General features: G+C 56.0%; 16 protein-coding genes. 10 read left to right on the top strand and 6 right to left on the bottom strand.

All coding sequences use genetic code 11. The features are described 5' to 3' along the window. The first annotated feature begins 6 nt into the window (after positions 1-6). From ABJL60_RS18100 to mdoH, 4 genes are read left to right on the top strand one after another with little or no spacing between them, the layout of a single operon-like run. A complete protein-coding gene (locus ABJL60_RS18100; RefSeq protein ID WP_348288496.1) occupies positions 7-1,359 on the top strand; it encodes a tetratricopeptide repeat protein in 1,353 nt (450 codons plus the stop codon). A gap of 45 nt (positions 1,360-1,404) precedes the next feature. Beyond that, positions 1,405-2,646, top strand: a complete 1,242-nt coding sequence (locus ABJL60_RS18095) for an OpgC domain-containing protein (protein WP_348374213.1) — start codon at positions 1,405-1,407, stop codon at positions 2,644-2,646. Beyond that, positions 2,580-4,169, top strand: a complete 1,590-nt coding sequence (locus tag ABJL60_RS18090) for a glucan biosynthesis protein G (RefSeq protein ID WP_348288500.1) — start codon at positions 2,580-2,582, stop codon at positions 4,167-4,169. The genes ABJL60_RS18095 and ABJL60_RS18090 overlap by 67 nt, the downstream gene beginning before the upstream one ends. Continuing rightward, positions 4,142-6,046 carry a glucans biosynthesis glucosyltransferase MdoH gene (gene mdoH, locus ABJL60_RS18085; RefSeq protein WP_348376570.1) on the top strand — a complete coding sequence of 635 codons (1,905 nt, stop codon included), beginning with the start codon at positions 4,142-4,144 and terminating at the stop codon, positions 6,044-6,046. Before ABJL60_RS18090 ends, mdoH begins: the two co-directional genes overlap by 28 nt. A gap of 117 nt (positions 6,047-6,163) precedes the next feature. Here mdoH and ABJL60_RS18080 read toward each other — a convergent pair whose 3' ends face one another. The 5 genes from ABJL60_RS18080 to ABJL60_RS18060 all read right to left on the bottom strand — a co-directional run bounded on the left by ABJL60_RS18080 (position 6,164) and on the right by ABJL60_RS18060 (position 9,669). Beyond that, entirely contained in the window at positions 6,164-6,997 is an 834-nt protein-coding gene (locus ABJL60_RS18080) for a polyhydroxybutyrate depolymerase (protein ID WP_348374211.1), read from the bottom strand. Between the two features lie 6 nt (positions 6,998-7,003). Beyond that, positions 7,004-7,504 carry a rhodanese-like domain-containing protein gene (locus tag ABJL60_RS18075; RefSeq protein WP_348374210.1) on the bottom strand — a complete coding sequence of 167 codons (501 nt, stop codon included), beginning with the start codon at positions 7,502-7,504 and terminating at the stop codon, positions 7,004-7,006. A 5-nt stretch (positions 7,505-7,509) separates the two neighbouring features. Then, positions 7,510-8,034, bottom strand: a complete 525-nt coding sequence (locus tag ABJL60_RS18070) for a YHS domain-containing (seleno)protein (RefSeq protein WP_348374209.1) — start codon at positions 8,032-8,034, stop codon at positions 7,510-7,512. A gap of 265 nt (positions 8,035-8,299) precedes the next feature. After that, positions 8,300-9,091 (bottom strand): SseB family protein, encoded by a 792-nt coding sequence (locus ABJL60_RS18065; RefSeq protein WP_348374208.1) that lies wholly within the window; start codon positions 9,089-9,091, stop codon positions 8,300-8,302. Beyond that, entirely contained in the window at positions 9,088-9,669 is a 582-nt protein-coding gene (locus ABJL60_RS18060; protein ID WP_348374207.1) for a uracil-DNA glycosylase family protein, read from the bottom strand. Before ABJL60_RS18060 ends, ABJL60_RS18065 begins: the two co-directional genes overlap by 4 nt. A gap of 103 nt (positions 9,670-9,772) precedes the next feature. Here ABJL60_RS18060 and ABJL60_RS18055 point away from each other — a divergent pair, with 103 nt between their 5' ends. The 6 genes from ABJL60_RS18055 (at position 9,773) to ABJL60_RS18030 (ending at position 16,134) form a co-directional block, all read left to right on the top strand. Then, entirely contained in the window at positions 9,773-10,123 is a 351-nt protein-coding gene (locus ABJL60_RS18055) for a helix-turn-helix domain-containing protein (RefSeq protein ID WP_108827519.1), read from the top strand. Further along, positions 10,116-11,144 carry a permease gene (locus ABJL60_RS18050; protein WP_348374206.1) on the top strand — a complete coding sequence of 343 codons (1,029 nt, stop codon included), beginning with the start codon at positions 10,116-10,118 and terminating at the stop codon, positions 11,142-11,144. The genes ABJL60_RS18055 and ABJL60_RS18050 overlap by 8 nt, the downstream gene beginning before the upstream one ends. A 235-nt stretch (positions 11,145-11,379) precedes the next feature. Then, positions 11,380-12,039, top strand: coding sequence for an ATP-binding cassette domain-containing protein (locus ABJL60_RS18045; protein ID WP_108827517.1), 660 nt, complete (start codon positions 11,380-11,382; stop codon positions 12,037-12,039). After that, positions 12,017-13,774, top strand: coding sequence for a capsule biosynthesis protein (locus tag ABJL60_RS18040; RefSeq protein ID WP_348288518.1), 1,758 nt, complete (start codon positions 12,017-12,019; stop codon positions 13,772-13,774). Before ABJL60_RS18045 ends, ABJL60_RS18040 begins: the two co-directional genes overlap by 23 nt. A gap of 1 nt (position 13,775) precedes the next feature. After that, positions 13,776-14,609: a 3-deoxy-8-phosphooctulonate synthase gene (kdsA, locus tag ABJL60_RS18035; protein ID WP_108827515.1), complete on the top strand. Its 834-nt coding sequence runs from the start codon at positions 13,776-13,778 to the stop codon at positions 14,607-14,609. A 28-nt stretch (positions 14,610-14,637) separates the two neighbouring features. Beyond that, positions 14,638-16,134 carry a phosphomannomutase/phosphoglucomutase gene (locus ABJL60_RS18030; RefSeq protein ID WP_348374205.1) on the top strand — a complete coding sequence of 499 codons (1,497 nt, stop codon included), beginning with the start codon at positions 14,638-14,640 and terminating at the stop codon, positions 16,132-16,134. A 37-nt stretch (positions 16,135-16,171) separates the two neighbouring features. Here the strand turns inward: ABJL60_RS18030 and ABJL60_RS18025 are convergent, their stop codons facing one another. Next, positions 16,172-18,109, bottom strand: coding sequence for an AsmA family protein (locus ABJL60_RS18025; RefSeq protein WP_348374204.1), 1,938 nt, complete (start codon positions 18,107-18,109; stop codon positions 16,172-16,174). Between the last annotated feature and the right edge of the window lie 28 nt (positions 18,110-18,137).

Here is an 18,137-nt window from a genome sequence, read left to right as displayed (position 1 = left end):
GGTCCCATGGCCCTGTATGATATTTGTCAAAGTCCTGTTTCACTGTCCTCGGCACAAGAGCTGGAGAACTGGAACGGACTTGTACATGGCTTCTTGTCACATGGCACCCAAACGCCTGTTCATTTGGGTGCACTGCTGGAAGCAAACCCCGGTTTTGCAATGGGCCACGCCGCCCGTGGATTGTTTTCGCTTATGATGGGACGCAAGGAATTGTGGTCGGTCGCAGAAGACGCCGCCGTCAGCGCACGCTCTGCTATGGCGCAGGGTGACATTACAGCCCGCGAACGGGGCTGGGTCGCGGCATTGGACGCATGGTTGAATGATTGCCCGTCCTCTGCAATCGCCCAGATGGAAGCAATTTTGCGCGAGAACCCCGCCGACACATTGTCAGCCAAAGTGTCCCATGCCATTCGATTCATTCTGGGCGACGGCACCGGCATGCGTCGCTCTGTGGAACGTGTTTTGGGTGCGCACACAAGCGATCACGCGTGCCGCGGGTATATCTTGGGATGCCACGCCTTTACGCTTGAAGAAACGGGTGAATATGCGGCTGCCGAACGCGCAGGTTTGCAAGGTCTGCAGTACGCAACAGATGACGCATGGGGATTGCATGCCGTGGCGCACGTCTATGACATGACCGCCGACCCCGATGCAGGTATCCGCCTGATCGAAAACAACACCAGCGCGTGGACGCATTGCAACAATTTTCGCTACCACGTCTGGTGGCACAAAGCGTTGCTGCACCTTGATCGGGGTGAACTGGACACTGTGATGTCCTTGTATGACACGCAAATCCGCGAAGACAAAACCGACGATTACCGCGACATCGCCAACGCCACATCGCTTTTGATGCGACTTGAGCTGGAAGGCGTTGATGTGGGAAATCGCTGGGCAGAATTGGCTGACTTTGCGCAAAACAGAACCGACGACGGTTGCGTGGTCTTTGCTGATCTGCACTATATGCTGGCATTGTCGGGCGCTGATCGTACCGATGCCAAAGCCGATATGGCACAGCGCTTCCTGCGCGATGCCAAGGACACCGGTGAAATGGCGAAACGGGTGGCGGACCCCGGTTTGGCCGCGCTGGCCGGATTGAACGCCTTTTCCGAAGGGCGCTACGGCGATGCATTTGTCAATTTGGCGACAGCACGTCCCGCCATGCAAACCATCGGCGGCAGCCACGCACAGCGCGATGTGTTCGAACGCATGACAATCGATGCAGGCATCCGTGCAGGCCGCATCGACGAAACAGAAGTCATTTTGGGGGAACGTATGGCGCAACGTGCGGGCCACCGTGACCGGTTTACATCATCGCGCTTTGCATCGCTGGCGGACGCACGCCGTATTCCTGCGCAATAATCCACAGTTACTTGACGTTTTTGCGTATCGGAGTAAGGCGTAGCCATGACTTTCGCTGACCCATCCCAAGTTGAAAAAACTGTGGCTGCCCCTGCGCCGGCAGCTGCTGCGAACGTGCGCGATCTACGCCTTGATTTCTTTCGCGGCATCGCGATGTTCATCATCCTGATTGCCCACACACCAGGCAACTTCCTGACAAGCTGGATCCCCGCCCGTTGGGGATTCTCAGACGCCACAGAGATTTTCGTTTTTTGTTCCGGCATGGCCAGCGCCATCGCCTTTGGGCGGGGCTTTGATCGCGTGGGCTGGCTTTTGGGATCTGCGCGTGTCGCGTTTCGTGTCTGGCAGGTCTACTGGGCCCATGTTGGCCTGTTTTTCGCGACTCTTGCCCTGACCGTGGCCCTCACCGATTCCGGCTATGGCACCCGCAATTATTGGGGCCAGTTGAACCTTTGGATGATTTTTGTCGAAAGTGAGAAATGGACCAACCCCAACATATTGCTGAGCTTTATGACGCTGCGATGGGTGCCGAACTATTTCGACATCCTGCCTATGTATATGGTTGTTCTGATGCTGATGCCTGTGATCATGGCGTTGTCCAATGTGAACAAATGGCTGGTTGCAGCCTTTATCGGCACCGTCTGGATTTTTGCCCAAAAGCAGTTGTGGATTAATCTGGGTTTGCCTCAATTCTACATCGGCCTGCCGGCAGAGCCTTGGGGGGATCGCAATTGGTTCTTTAACCCCTTTGGCTGGCAATTGATCTTTTTCACTGGTTTTGCCTTCATGCGGGGGTGGTTGCCCAAACCGCCTGTGAACACTGTGCTGATCGCAGTGGCCGCATTTATCGTGCTGGCGAATGTGCCCCTGTCCAACATCGGCGTCCGCGAATTCGGGTTTGAATGGGCCCGTGAATGGCGCAGCGACAACAAAATGCTGATCGACAAATCCAGTTTTGGCATTTTGCGGTTCGTCCAGTTTCTGGCTTTGGCCTACTTGTGCTGGGTCGCAGCAGGCGACAAAGGCAACCGCCTGCTGGCCACAGGCACCGGCGCCATCGCGCGCATTTGGGCGCGTTGCTTGGCCATTATCCTGAAAGTTGGCCAACAGTCTTTGGCCGTGTTTGTGGTGTCTATGTTCACCGCCCGATTGATGGGCTTCACGATGGATGTTTTTGGCCGCGACACCGGAACCGTTTTGCTGGTGAATGGGTTGGGGGCATGTATTTTGATCGCCACGGCTTACGGCGCGGGATGGTTCAAATCCCAACCTTGGAGGGTGAAGTGATGCTGCGTCGCGATGTGCTGAAAGCAATATTGGCCGCTACCGCTGTGCCTGCTGCGGCTTGGGCGCAAGAGCCCGGCCTGCAAGTGGGCCAAGCATCACCATTTGATGCAGCAACAGTCCGCGACCGTGCCGAAGCTTTGGCGCAAGCTGATTACGCCCCGCGCCCGATGATCCCCGAAGCGTGGCGCGATCTGACGTATGATCAATACAGAAAAATCTGGTTCGACAGTCGGAACGCGCTTTGGGAAGGATCCGATGCCCCACAGCGTGTCGATGTGTTTCCTCCGGGTCTGTATTTCCCGCGTGGCGTCGAGATGTTTGAGGTCGACGGCGGCATGGCCCGCCCGGTTGGCTTTGATATGGGCGTGTTCGACACGACCGACAAATTTCCCGACGTGCCTATAGATGACACTTTGGGCTATTCCGGTCTGCGTTTGCGGGCCGAGTTGGATCAACCGGACATTTTTCAGGAATACGCCGTTTTCCAAGGGGCAAGCTACTTCCGTGGCATCGGCACGGGTCAGTTTTATGGGTTGTCCGCGCGTGGTCTTGCCTTGAAAACCGGCGATCCCATGGGCGAAGAATTCCCCGACTTTGTAGCCTTCTGGATGGAGCGCCCGGAAGCTGGCCAAAAGACAGTCATTTTGCACGCGCTTCTCGACAGCCCAAGCTGCACAGGCGCATACCGCTTCGCGATCACCCACGGCGAGACGCTGGAAATGGATGTTGATGCACAGCTTTTTGCACGCAACGACATGGCGCATGTGGGCATCGCCCCGCTGACATCGATGTTTTTGTTTGATGACATGGACCGGCAGCGCTTTGACGATTTTCGACCCGCTGTCCACGACAGTGACGGTTTGCTGATCCACAATGGCGGCGGTGAAGTAATCTGGCGGCCTTTGGCCAACCCGTTGACGCTGCAGATCAGCGCGTTTGGCGACAACAACCCAAAAGGGTTCGGACTGTGCCAGCGATCACGCGATTTTGGCGACTTCAACGATCTGGAAGCGCATTATCATGAACGACCTTCGCTATGGGTCACACCCGGCGAAGACTGGGGACGCGGATCGGTGACGTTGGTTGAAATTCCCGCAGACCTAGAGATTTACGACAATATCGTGGCCTACTGGCGGCCAGCCAACGGCATCAAGGCGGGCGACGTCCACAAAATGAGCTACCGTTTGGATTGGGGCAACGATCCTGCACCGCACCCCGAACGAGCCTTGGCAGTCGTGAACACTGCGGCCGGAGGGCGGCCCGAAGGTGGGCGCATTTTCACAATCGATTTTGAGGGCAGCGACCTGCTTCCCGAAGATCTGAACACCCTGACAAAGATCGTGCGCACGTCGCATGGCGAGGTCTCGGATGGTGTCGTGCAACGCAACCCTGAAACCGGTGGACCGCGGCTTGCCTTTACCTTCTATCCCGGCGACGCCCGATATGCCGAGTTCCGTGCCCAATTGCGCCTGCCCGATGGCCCACTGACCGAAGTTTGGCTGTACCGGTGGACCGCCACTTGAACATCGACCCACATATCGTGGCCGACATGCCACCGCGTGCGCCGCTGGACATGCCGATGCAGGACTTTTCCAAAGCGCCCGATGCACGTAAAGCGCGGACCGAGGATGGCGGTTCTGTTTGGCGTTTGAGTGTTTTTGTGCCTGCGATCTTGGGTACGTTTGCGCTGATGTGGGGGTTGCACGGTGTTTTGATGCAAGCCGGTATGTCAGTTCTGGAATGGATCTTGCTGGGGATGATCGGCACAACATTCGTGTGGGTGACGCTTGCTATCAGCACAGTCGGTGTGGGGCTTGCAGGCCGCATGCGCAATCCGCGTGATGATGGCCCCTGCGATGTGGCGCCATTGGACGTGGCCCTTTTGATCCCGATTTACAACGAAGTGCCGTCAGATGTGTTCGGCAACGCCACCGCTATGCTGCAGGATTTGGCACACAGATCCTCCGACCATCGCTACACATTGTTTGTTTTATCCGACAGCACCGATGACAACACTGCCGATCAGGAGTGGCTGGCCTTTGCAGCGCTGCGCGCCTCGGCCCCCGCTGGCATAAATGTGCATTACCGCCGCCGTGCCCAAAACACGGACAAAAAAGTGGGTAATCTCGTCGATTGGATCACTGGATGGGGTGCAGCCCATAATGCGATGTTGGTGCTGGACGCGGACAGTCTTATGACAGGCCGTGCAATCGAGCGTCTTGCAGACGAATTGGCTGCAGATGGCGACGCGGGCCTTATTCAAAGCTTTCCCCAATTGATCGGTGCGGAAACTGTGTTTGCCCGCATCCAGCAATTCTCGAACGTGGCTTATGGCTGGCTGCTGGCCGAAGGGTTGGCGCGCTGGTCGCAAGCGGAAGGCAACTATTGGGGTCACAATGCGATTATCCGCACAGAGGCCTTTGCACAAACCGCAGGCTTGCCACATCTAAATGATGTTTTGGGCCGTGACGAGCTGATCCTGAGCCATGATTTTGTGGAAGCGTCGCTTTTGCGTCGTGCGGGCTGGAGGGTGCGCTTTTTGCCACGTGTCACCGGCAGCTTCGAAGAAACCCCAGGCACCTTGATTGACTACGTCATTCGCGACCGTCGCTGGTGTCGTGGCAATTTACAGCATTTGCGCCTTTTGGGTACACGCGGGCTGCATCCGGTATCACGCTTTCACCTTTTTCAGGGGGCAGCGGCCTATCTGATGTCACCGGCCTGGTTTGTTTTGTTGGTGTTCTGGGCGCTTTTGGGCCGCGACGCCGATACAAATGTCATTTTGTATTTCCACGAAAGCAATCCGTTGTTCCCCAACTGGCCCCCAGACATGAGCCACATCGACAGCGCTATATTTCTTGTGATCATGTATGCAATGTTACTGATCCCGAAAATTGCCGGGGCAGGCATCATCGCGGCCAACGGTAAAGCGGCAAAAGTATTTGGCGGGCGGTGGGCGTTTCTGGGCGCGTTTGTCGTCGAGGTCGCTTTGTCCATTCTGTACGCCCCAATCTTGATGATCCAACAGACCCGTGCCGTGTTTTTGGCTATGCGTGGACAGGGCGGCGGATGGGCGCCACAGCGCCGCGACGCGCAGGCCTATCCTTTGCGTACCTTGTTTGCATTTCACTGGATGGAAACCCTTTTGGGTGCCCTTTTGGTCGTGGGTCTAAGTGCAGGGCTGATTTCGCTTTGGTTGCTGCCAATCGTGTTCAGCCTTGTGATGGCGGTGCCTTTGTCTGCGCTTAGCTCAGTGCATCTGGGTCAACGCACACCTGCGCCTCTGCGCATGGAAAGCCCCAATTCACTGCGGGAACCTGCTATCTTGATCCGCGCCAAACGCGAACGCGATGCTTTTCAAACGCTGCTGGACCGGCAGGCAGAACTGCCTGCCGAATAGACCAAGCTATTTTGTTTGAACGTTTGGCAATGGGTTTAGCTTTGCACAAATGGGGGCGCTGCCCCCCGGCCTGCGGCCTCCCCCCGAAGTATTTTTAGCGAAAAGAAGGGCTGGCCATCAGAGGTTTTCAAACCAATCCAGCGCCATATCAGCCCATCCTTGCGGTACTTTGTGCCCGCCGGGGAATATTGCAAACTCCAGCGCTGACCCTTCTGCGCAGCGTATCCAGCTGCGCCGTAAGAAATCCCCTTTTGTCACAAAGCGATCGGCCCGCAACTGCAGGCATTGATTGACGTCCCGCCACAGTCCCACCGTGTAGAAAATGTCGCCCTGAATCAGCGCGTCGGGGTCGTTACGATCCTCACCACGCACGACCCGTCCTTCAAGTGGTACAGTCGTATCCGTCCAGCCATGCGTGTGTAAAAGCCGCACTGGCCCAGCGCAAGTTACAGGATGTGGTCGCCAAAACCCTCCGCCCACAGGCAGATACGCTTTGAATGCGTCCGGCGTTGCACATGCCAGATAGGATGTCATTGATCCCCCGATGGAGAACCCCCCCAAGGCCATTTCTGCAGTGTCCAGATCGAACCTTGTCGCGGCATCATCCCGCACAGCTTTCAAAAAGGCCATGTCGTCGCGTTGTTGAGGCCAATCCGGATGGAACGACCACCGCCGACCATTTCGCCCTTCGCGTTGCGTGCCGTCAGGGCCGATTACCGCATATCCGCGATCAAGCGCATCTGGCACCCAGACCTTGTTCGATAACGTGCCTGCACCCGAACCGCCAAATCCGTGCAGAAACATGATGCTGCCTTTGATTTCGCCTGCGGGCAGCGTGACGTGATAGCTACCTTCGTCGATCGCGCATGCCTCTGATGCCGGTCCGCACCCGCCCCAAGCAGATGTGCCAAAGCCGCCCAACACGGCGGCCACTAAAAGTACCTTTTGCATCCAGTCCTATTCCGGTCGCACCACAGGCAACCCAGATTTAAGCCATCCCGGGCCAGCCCCCGACCCAAGCATGCCTTCCGGCACATCAATTATATTTGTAAAACCGGCTTTTGTCAGCCGCGCTGTCATGGCGCGTGAGCGTACACCGCGCGCACAAATCAAAGCAACAGGGTGGGATGCATCATGGTTCAGGTGCGCCAGAAGCGCCTGCGCGAAGTCCTTGCGCCGCATATCCAAAGGCACGGCATGCGCCCCGACACCGGTGTGCGCCCATTCGTCGGGCCTGCGAATATCAACCAATACAATATCGCCAGCTTTGGCGGCCACGTGGGCCTGCTGCACACTAAGCTGGCCTTTTTGCCCAGCGCGGGCCGTCACATTGAACCATTTGGCCCCAAAAACACCGAGACCGCCCAAAGCAACAACACTTGCCCCAACGAGAACACCCCGCCGCGACAACCGCGGACGGGGGTTCCGTCGATCCAACGAGGGTGAAGGATCACTCATGAAACTTATTTATTTGGGGCCGTAGAGGAGAATTTCGGGATCGTGCTGCCAGAGGCCGCGTCGGCTTCGATATCGACCCAGTTGGACCCGGCCAAAGTGATGTTGCCCGGAATGTCTTCTTCCCAGAAGCCCACAACAACATCCGTAATGTTCAGGTACAGCTTGTCATCCACGATGCGCCACAGATACGGGTTCGCCGGAACCTTACCGCCTTTGGCAACCCCATATGCGCAGTGCCCATCAAACTGAGGTGCGAATTGCGCCGGGTTGGCTGCGAATTTATCGCGGTTTTCTTCTGTCGAGAACGCAAAGGTGGACCCATTATATTCTGCTGTGATCCCGGCGTTGCCAGCCACAGGTGCTGCAGCAGGTGTTCCGACTGCGTTCGTTGGCAAATCAAAATAGGCAACAACATCATATCCAGAGACCGCAAAACCGGTTTCGTCAACATACTGATCACCGGCAAAAGCGGCAGATGCGAAAGAAAGGGCAGTGGCCGCGGCGGCAAGACCAAGAGTGAAACGAGTCATGGGGCAGTATCCTTTGTTGTGGGCACCGAGATGTGCGTTCGATGAAAACAAGAATAGGCACCGCGTTTCATTTTCGGCACCCCCCCTCGCATCTATGTGATACCGCACTGATATTGCGTGATGTGAGCCTGACTTTTGTTTCAAAATTCCGTCGCGACCGGACACTCTGGCCCATCTGGCGTTTTGTGCAGCGGCGTTTCGTAACATTCGTTTGTGCGGTTATCCCTATTTGCGCCACACGTTCGCGCAAAAGTGCAGCCTATGCTTAACGCAACTTTGGGGGGGCGTCGGGATCAGAGCCGGGGGCCGCTCGGCTCACCTGACCCATTTCCACAGGTTCGGGCAGGTCGAACCGCAATCCCACGCGCCCCAACCGGTCGGCCATCGCGTCACTTGCAGCCACGAATCCCACATCCATGGCCCCTGCTTCAATCCCCGAAAAAGTCAAAGCTTCGCCGGCGGCTTTCGCCAATGCGCCTTCTGCGTCAGGCACCGCATCCACAAAACTTAGCATATGGCCTGTGCCACCGCCCTCATAGGTGACACCGACAAGATAGGCACAACGTGCCAGCCCCATGGCCGTTGCCAGTTTTGTGTCCAATGCCGTCAAAAGTGTTTCAGGCAATCCTGCAGGCGGGCGCACTTCGGAGATTTGTGCTTCGACTTCATCGGGGGCGTGTCCGAAAGTGTCAGCCATCCATGTTACACCTTCGGGGGGTAAGACAAATGCCGAAGGCGCCACATCCAGGTTCAATCCAAGGCCAAGCGCTTCCCCCGCAAGCATGTCTGCGATCGCGCGCCCCGACAAGGCAGCGTAAGGCGATGCCGCGCCGGTAAAGGACGTCAGGCGTTCGATACGATCAAAGACCAATACCAGATCGCCGTCAGGAATTTCGAAAATCAGCGGTGTGATCTGGTCCCCTTCTGCTTCGTCTTCCAAAAGAAGGTACAGTTCAGCATCGCCCAACCGCTCATAAAAGGCCAAACGCGTGGCGTCATTTTCGGGGTCGGCTTGCATCGCAGCATGTGCCGCATCGATCGGTGTCGATTGTGTCATTTCAGAACCTCTGTCACGCGGGCACGCAAGGCGGGTAATACCTCTGCTTCGAACCACGGGTGTTTCTTGAGCCATGCAGTATTGCGCCAGCTTGGGTGAGGCAAGGGAAACACGTTTGGGGCGTGGCTGCGCCAGTTCTTTACAGTTTCCGTGACACCGGTTTTGACGCCCAAGTGATATTTTTGGGCGTAACCGCCGATGACCAACATCAAAGGGACATCCCCAAGATGGCTCACAACCTGTTGGTGCCAGGTTTTTCGGCAAATGGGGGGCGGTGGCAGATCAGACCCTTTTGCATCGTAGCCCGGAAAGCAAAACGCCATCGGTACAATCGACACCTTGTCCTGATCGTAAAAGGCGTCTTCATTCAACCCAAGCCAGTCCCGTAGGCGGTCCCCCGATGGATCCACGAAAGGGCGTTGCCCTTCATGGACACGCGCACCCGGTGCTTGCCCCGCGATCAAAAGCCTCGCCCCCCGCCGGAACCAGACGACGGGGCGGGGTTGGTGGTGTGTGTGTGTGCCCGCAAAGCGCTCGGCACACAAAGTGCAAGATTTGATTTGGTCATGTAACGTCATTGGCCTGAAGATAGGCATGTAAAAAGGCACGTCCAGCGCAATCATTTCCAACTTTATCGAAATATCTCTTGCAGCATCAAGTTATTTCTATATTTCTAGAATTATGAAAATAGAATCGCCACACACCGATGATCTTGACCTTGCAATCGCCGCCAGCAGTTTTGCGGCCCTTGGATCAGAGCAACGCCTTGGCGTTTTGCGTGTCCTTGTACGTGCGGGCCCGGACGGGCTGAACATTGGCACGCTTGGCGAACGCTCGGGCGTGACGGGCAGCACTTTGACACATCACGTAAAGATCTTGGCCCAAGCTGGTCTGGTCAAACAGGCCCGCCAGGGCAGGTCCATCATTTGCGCGGCTGTTGCCTATGACCAGATAAAATCGCTGTCCAATTTTCTTCTGACAGCTTGCTGTGCAGACAGCACAACCGCATGCAAGGACCACGATCATGGCTGACACCACACAACCTGCCCCATTTTCGCTCAAGGGTCACATTCTAACGCCCTGGACTGTGGCCGCCGGCATTTTTGCCTTAATCGCGCTGCTCGACTGGCCTGTGCTGTGGCCGACGGCCCTGTTTACGGCAAACGCGCTTTTGCACACCGGTCCGTTCATTCTGTTTGCCGTTCTGGCGGTGGCATATATGAAAGCGTCGGGTGCAGAAAACCTGATCGCAAAGGCATTTGAAGGCAATCCCGTGCGCATGGTTGTCTTTGCGGCTTTGCTTGGGGGATTGTCCCCGTTCTGTTCATGTGAAGTCATCCCCTTTATCGCTGCTTTGCTTGCTGTTGGTGCGCCTCTAGGGGCGGTGATGGCATTTTGGCTGGCCTCGCCCTTGATGGACCCGGCCATGTTTTTGATCACGTCAAGCGAATTGGGCTGGGATTTTGCCATTGCCAAAGCACTGGCAGCTGTGGGGCTTGGCATGATGGGCGGGTTTGGGACGTTGCTGCTGGCAAGATCGCCTGTCTTTGTGGACCCCTTGCGCGAACGCCCCGCTGTGGGCGGGTGCTGCGGCGTCCAAAAGCCGTTTTCAGGCAAGCCACAATGGAAATTCTGGTCCGATGTTGACCGTGTGCGCACGTTCCGCGACACCGCCCTCGACAATGGTATTTTCCTGCTGAAATGGTTGATGCTGGCCTATGTCTTTGAAGCCCTTATGTTGCGTTATGTGCCCGCAGAGATGATAGCACAATTCCTGGGCGGCCAAGGCGCGTGGCCTGTGATCAAAGGCGCATTGATCGGTGCCCCTGCGTATCTGAATGGCTACATGGCCGTTGGGATGGTCGATGCCCTACTGGACCAAGGCATGACCCAAGGCGCCGCGATGGCATTTGTCGTGGCAGGGGGCGTGTCATGTATACCAGCGGCGATCGCGGTTTGGGCCTTGGTCAAACCAAGGGTCTTTGTCGCTTACCTGACCTTCGCCATTCTGGGCGCGATGGTTGCCGGGGGACTTTGGCAATGGGTGCAATAAGTCAACATTCGTCCGCACCCTTTTAGGGTTCACAACAAAGTGCAGTGTTTTTTTGCAGCTTGGATTGCAGCAATCGCCCGCACACGCAGTGCAAGACATGTACATTTGTTTCTTATTTGGACATAATAAAGCCAAATTCGGTGAATAGACCGTCAATACACCTCTGTTAAGGAGGGATCGGTAGCCCTACATCAAAGTGTTGAGGTGCCAGAGCAGTAATCGCAGGACGCAATCGATGCTTGAGTTTGAAAATGTCAGCAAGTCCTACTGGACGGGCACGCAGCGCAAGGTGATCCTTGACCGTGTGTCCTTCAAGGTTGAGCTTGGCAATTCAATGGGCATTCTGGCCCCGAACGGCACAGGCAAAACCACTTTGATCAATATGATGGCTGGTCTGGAAAAACCCGATGAAGGCGAAATTCGCCGCGGCTGCAACATTTCATTCCCGTTGGGGTTTATGGGGGGTGTTGTGGGCAAGGTGTCGGCCATGGAAAACGCGCGCTACATCGCGCGGCTCTATGGGCTTGATCCCGATTACGTCGAAAGTTTTTGCCGGTGGTTGTGTAATTTGGGCGAATATTTTGACCAACCGCTTGGCACGTATTCCGCAGGTATGCGTGCCCGGTTTTCATTTGCGCTGATGTTGGCGCTTGATTTCGATATGTATCTCATCGACGAAGGCATGCCTTCGACCACCGATGTGGAGTTTAACCGCAAATCAGGTGAAATCCTGCAAGAGCGGCTCCGCACCACAACGATTATCATTGTGTCGCATCAGGCGCAGACGCTGGAAAAATTCGCGCGGTCTGCGGCGGTCCTTTTGGACGGCCAGTTGCATATGTTTGACACCCTCGAAGAGGCGAAGCGGTTATATGACTACGAAACCAAAAGCTAGAAAGTTCCGTATCAAACGCAACACGCCCACTTCGGGCAGCGCTGGATCTGCGGCACCCGAAAATGCAGCCCCAAGCACGGGCGCGGCTCCGCAACCCACAGCTGTTCCCAATCGGGCAGACGGCGGGTCAGCCGTTGACCAATTGCGCATGGCTCGCCAACCGCAGGCCCCGCAAGGCAGTGCCACAACACAACAACCCGCGCCCCAGCAAACCGCAGCCCAAAGCGGCGATGTCGCCAGTGCGACCCAAGTGGCTGGCGACACAGACATGGACGCCATCCGTCGCGAAGGTCTAACGGGGCGACAGTTACGCATGGCGCGACGTGTGGCCCAGAAACATAATCTTGCACCGACGTCCGATTTTGATGCTGTGCGCCTGCTGCGCGAAAAAGGGATCGATCCGTTCCAGCGTTCAAACATGTTGGAACTTGTCGTGCCCCAAGCCGGCGGCGAACAACGCGAAGGCGGCGCACCGGACGCGTTTTCGCAACTGCCCGCCCAAGCGGCAGGTGCCAGTCGTGTGCAACTGCCTCAGACCATTCCGACAGGTCAACAGACCCTACCATCCACAGAAATCAGCCCCGCAGAACGCCGCTCGCGCGAAATATCCGAAATTCAACGTGATATTTCACGTCGCCGCCGCAAAAAAATGGGGCTTTTGCTGGTGCGGTTGGCATTTTTTGTGCTGCTGCCAACCTTATTCGCTGGCTACTATTTCTACAAAGTGGCCACGCCGATGTTCGCCACGGAAAGTGATTTTCTGATCATTCAGAACGAAGGTTCTGGTGGCGCAGGCCCATTGGGCGGCCTGTTACCAACCCAATTCGCCACAAGCGCGGATTCCATTGCTGTGCAAAGCTATCTGCAATCCAAAGATGCGATGCTGCGTCTCGATGCGGACGTTGGCTTTAAGGAGCACTTTACGCAAGACTTCATCGATCCCATCCAGCGCTTGAACGAAGACCCAAGCAATGAAGAAGCTTACAAACTATATAAAAAGAACATCAAAATCGGCTATGACCCCACAGAAGGCATGGTCCGCATGGAAGTGGTCGCAGCCGACCCGGAAGTGTCCGCCGACTTCTCACGCAGCCTGATCAAATACGCCCAAGCACGCGTCAACAACCTAAGTCAGGAAAAACGCGACGACCAGATGGGCGCTGCCACAGATGCCTTTGACAAGGCACAGGAAGAACGCCGCCAAGCCGAAGAGCACCTGATCAAGCTTCAGGTTGAAAATGGCGTCGACCCCGAAGCCCAGATTGCCGCCATTCGCACAACGATCACACAATACGAGACATTGTTGATCGAAAAAGAACTGGAATTGGCCGCCCTTTTGGACAACACCCGCCCAAACAGGGCCAAGGTCGAAGGCGCACAAGGCGACATCCGTCGCATCGGCATTCAGTTGGAAAAGCTGAACGACAAGCTGAATTCCTCAATCGGCGGTGAAAATTCACTGGCACAACAGGCCATCGAATTGCAATTGGCGCAAGCTGATCTGGCCAATGCCAACACCAACTTGCAACTTGCCCAAGCCCAGCTGGAACAAGCACGTACCGAAGCCAACCGCCAAGTGCGCTATTTGACCATTGCGGTGGACCCTGTTGCCTCGGAGGAAGCGTCGTATCCCCGCTCATTCGAAAACACGATCTTGGCTTTTCTGATCTTTGCAGGCATCTACCTGATGATTTCGCTGACAGCATCCATCCTTCGTGAACAGGTAACGTCCTAACATGACACATATCCAAGTCGCCGATCTGACCATTGGCAATGACCGCCCGCTGACTATCATCGCAGGCCCTTGCCAACTGGAAAGCCTCGATCATGCGCAAATGATCGCCGGCAAAATGAAAGAAGCCTGTGACGCGGCAGGTGCACAGTATGTCTTTAAGGCAAGCTACGACAAAGCCAACCGGACGTCGCTATCCGGCAAACGGGGCCTTGGCATCGACGAAGGTTTGAAAACGCTGCAAGAGGTGGGAAAATCCATCCAAGTGCCCGTTTTGACAGACGTTCATTCCGAAGCCCAATGTGCCCCGGCAGCGGACGCCGTTGATATTTTGCAAATCCCTGCGTTTCTGTGCCGCCAAACCGACATGCTGTTGGCCGCAGGCAATACAGGCGCAGTAATCAACGTCAAAAAGGGGCAGTTCTTGGCCCCCTGGGAAATGCCAAACATCGTCACCAAGATCGAAAGCACTGGCAACCGCCGCATCCTTTTGACCGAACGCGGCACAACATTTGGCTACAATACTTTGGTTGCAGACATGCGGTCGCTGCCGCAGATGGCACAAACGGGCTACCCTGTGGTTATGGATGCCACCCATTCGGTGCAACAACCCGGCGGTCAAGGCGGCAGTTCGGGCGGGCAACGTGAATTCGCGCCCGTGATGGCACGTGCAGCCGTCGCTGTTGGTGTCGGTGCCGTGTTCATGGAAACACATCAGGATCCCGACAACGCCCCCTGTGATGGTCCGAACATGATCTATCTGGATCAAATGCCGGCGCTTGTAGATACTTTGATGCAATTGGACGCGATCGCCAAAGCACGCCCTCTGACCCTGTAACTCTCCCCTTAAGAAGTGAGTATAACCCGTGACAAAACCGGCCTCTTCCGTTTCCGTAAACACGTGGGAATTCCTGCGCGACGCCATGATTACACCTACAGGGTTTCGTGAATACGACGCGCGGTGGCAGTATCCCGAGGCAATTAACTTGCCCGGCATCACAGCCTTGGGTTTGGGGCTTGGAACACAAATGCATGCCCGCGGCATCGATCCGGTGATCGCCGTTGGCAACGACTACCGCGACTATTCATTGTCCATCAAAAACGCCCTGATGCTGGGGTTGATGCAAGCCGGTATCGCCGTAAAAGATATCGGCCCCGCCTTGTCGCCCATGGCCTATTTCAGCCAGTTCCATCTGGATGTGCCTGCCGTTGCCATGGTCACGGCCAGCCACAATCCAAATGGGTGGACAGGCGTCAAGATGGGCTTTGAACGCCCCCTGACACATGGCCCGGACGAGATGAACGAATTGCGCGACATCGTTCTGGAGGGACGCGGGCAGCAACGGCCCGGCGGGTCCTATGAATTTATTGAGGGCGTCCGCGAAGCCTATCTGGATGACCTTGTGGGCGACTTCAAAATGACCCGCAAACTGAAGGTGGTTTGCGCGACGGGCAACGGCACCGCCTCTGCCTTTGCGCCAGAATTATTCGAACGCTTGGGTGTCGAAGTGGTGCCAAGCCACAACGCGCTCGATTACACATTCCCCCACTATAATCCCAACCCAGAAGCCATGGAAATGCTGCACGACATGTCGGATAGCGTGAAGGCATCAGGCGCGGATTTCGCACTTGGTTTTGATGGCGATGGCGACCGCTGTGGCGTGGTGGACGACGAAGGTGAAGAAATTTTCGCAGATAAAGTCGGCGTCATCATGGCGCGTGATCTGGCGAAGATTTATCCCGGATCGACCTTTGTGGCGGATGTGAAATCCACAGGTCTGTTCGCCTCGGACCCCGAATTACAAAAACACAAAATCAAAGCGGATTACTGGAAAACCGGCCACAGCCACATGAAACGGCGCGTGAAGGAAATTGGCGCTTTGGCCGGATTCGAAAAATCCGGGCACTACTTTCTGGCAGGCGATATCGGGCGCGGTTACGATTGCGGTATGCGCGTGGCGGTTGAAATCTGCAAATTGATGGATCGAAACCCCGATATGTCTATGTCGGACCTGCGCAAAGCGTTGCCTCAGACATGGGCTACCCCCACGATGTCGCCTTATTGTGCAGATGAGGAAAAATACGACACGTTAGATCGCTTGGTTGCAAAACTGGTGGCCAAACATGACGCAGGCGACACAATCGGCGGCCGGACAATCAAAGAGGTCGTGACCGTGAACGGGGCCCGCGTGATCCTTGACAACGGCGCGTGGGGCTTGGTGCGCGCATCGTCCAACACGCCCAACTTGGTGGTGGTCTGCGAAAGCCCTGAATCCGAGGACGAGATGCGCGCAATCTTTGCAGACATTGATGCGGTGATCCGTACAGAAACCAACGTTGGCGACTACGATCAAACAATCTGAAAAAAGGGGTAAGGTGCACCTTGGTGCACCCGCCCTATCAGTCAAAGATCTTCAGTAGCTCTCTTTTTAGCTTGTCTTCGACCTTGTCCTTGGCGGCGTCCTCCAGTGATTGCCCATCTTGTGCAGACACACCTAATTCATCTTTCAGCTTCTGTTCTACTTTTTCCCGTGCACGTTGTTCGATGCGCTCTTTTTCTTTGGAAAAGTTCAGGTCGATGACCGCCTTCAAATCAGGACGAATTTTTGGGTCAGCCCATGGGCCTGTGACTTTTACAGGGATAGCAAGACCCTGGCCGGAATTTGCCCGAAGCGCTGTTGGCGTAAACACGTAATCAATGTCTTGCGCCCCAAGCCCGACACGGCCTTTCCCACGCGCCTCATAGTTGGGCAATGAGAACAGCAAATCGTCATTTCGAAGGTTGCCGTCCCTCATGTCAAAGGTGGCCACCAAGCTGTCAAAGACGGTTGTGCCGCCGCTGCCTTTGCCGTTGCCCATCAACGCGTTCAAATCCAGACCCTCGATTGTCCCTTTGCCCAGTTTCAGGGCCCCTTTGCCAGACATGGAATTCATGATGGACTGCACAGAATTACCAGACGCCAAAAAGCTGACCTCGGCATCGCCTGCCCCGTTCAAACGCGTGATGCCAGCCGCGTCCCCAAGCAAAGGTTTCATCGAGATGGAATTTGCAAAGATTTTGCCGCCCACAGACAGCCCGTTGCGATTGTTCATCACAAACTGCCCCGAGACGGTGCCACCGTAGGCCTGAACTTCGCGCAACTCAAACACGATCCGGGAATTTTCATTTTTGATCAGGGTGCGCGTCGTACCCAATTTAAATGTGCCCAAATCGATAGATGTCGCCGTCAACCCGATTTCCCCGTTAAACGCGGCCAAACCGGAGGCATCAATGCGCGCTTTCGACCAGCCTGCATTCACGGCATCCGAGGATCCGCCGCCCGCGCTGCCACCGCCCGTCGCCGACGTCAAATCCAAAGCCCCGGCTGACAGTTGTGCATTCACCTGCGGCACACCATTGAGCGATACATCCGCAGCGCCGCTGATGGCATTTCCCCCAAGATCAACGCGCATTCCACGCAATGACAACCTGCGATCAGAGGTCAATGTCACATCTGCCCCCAAGTCCATTGACGCGCCCAACGCAGACGGCAAATCAAGTGCGTTCAGACCCACTGCTGTCAGGAAATTGTCGGTATTGGGCAAATTCAACGCCAGTTTGCCAGCCACATCCCCAGCCGTGCTGGCCCGTCCATTCAGGGACAAGGTGCCGCCGCCCGCGGCGATGTTCGCGGACACACCCTGCACCTGACCTGCAATAAACCCTGAAAACCCGTCGATCCGCGCCTGCACATCCACATCTTGCCCCGCGGGCCGTAACGTCGCGGAAATATCAGCGTGTCCTAAACGCTCCGGCCAATCCAATTCCAAGTCTACACCTGAATAAGACACCAAATCACTGCCTTCGGCGTCGTAGATCAAAGTGGCATCCGTGATCTCTAACCGTTTGATGCTGATCGCCTGCGCTTCGCGGCTGGGCGCGGTTTCGGTTTCAATCACCGCTTCACCTGACGCATCGGAGAACTGCCAGCTGGCACGCCCGTCCTTGCGGCTTTCCAAACGAATGGTCGGCGATGTGGCTTCGATGTTCGTGATGCTGATCTCGCCGCGCAACAATGCCAGTGCATCGATCCCGACAGCGGCATTTTTGGCCGTCAGCATAGCCCCTTGCCGTGACCATTCCGCGTTGCCGACTTCCAAACCACCGACGGATGCCCCCAAGACCGGCCACAGCGTCATAGACACATCGCCCGTTATTTTGACGTCGCGCCCCGTCTGCGTCCGTATTTGTTCAGCTGCAATCTGTGCAATCCGGTCAGCTGGCAGAAAGAACAGCGAAACCACAATCACAACAATCGCAATCAGAATTCCGCCAAAAATTCGTTTGATCCATTTCATCCGCACCACCTCATAACTTCGAAACTTT

The organism is Ascidiaceihabitans sp., from assembly GCF_039986515.1.
GTDB lineage: Bacteria > Pseudomonadota > Alphaproteobacteria > Rhodobacterales > Rhodobacteraceae > Ascidiaceihabitans.
The sequence above is the reverse complement of the archived record's forward strand: the minus strand, read 5'-3'. Positions and strand labels throughout refer to the sequence as shown.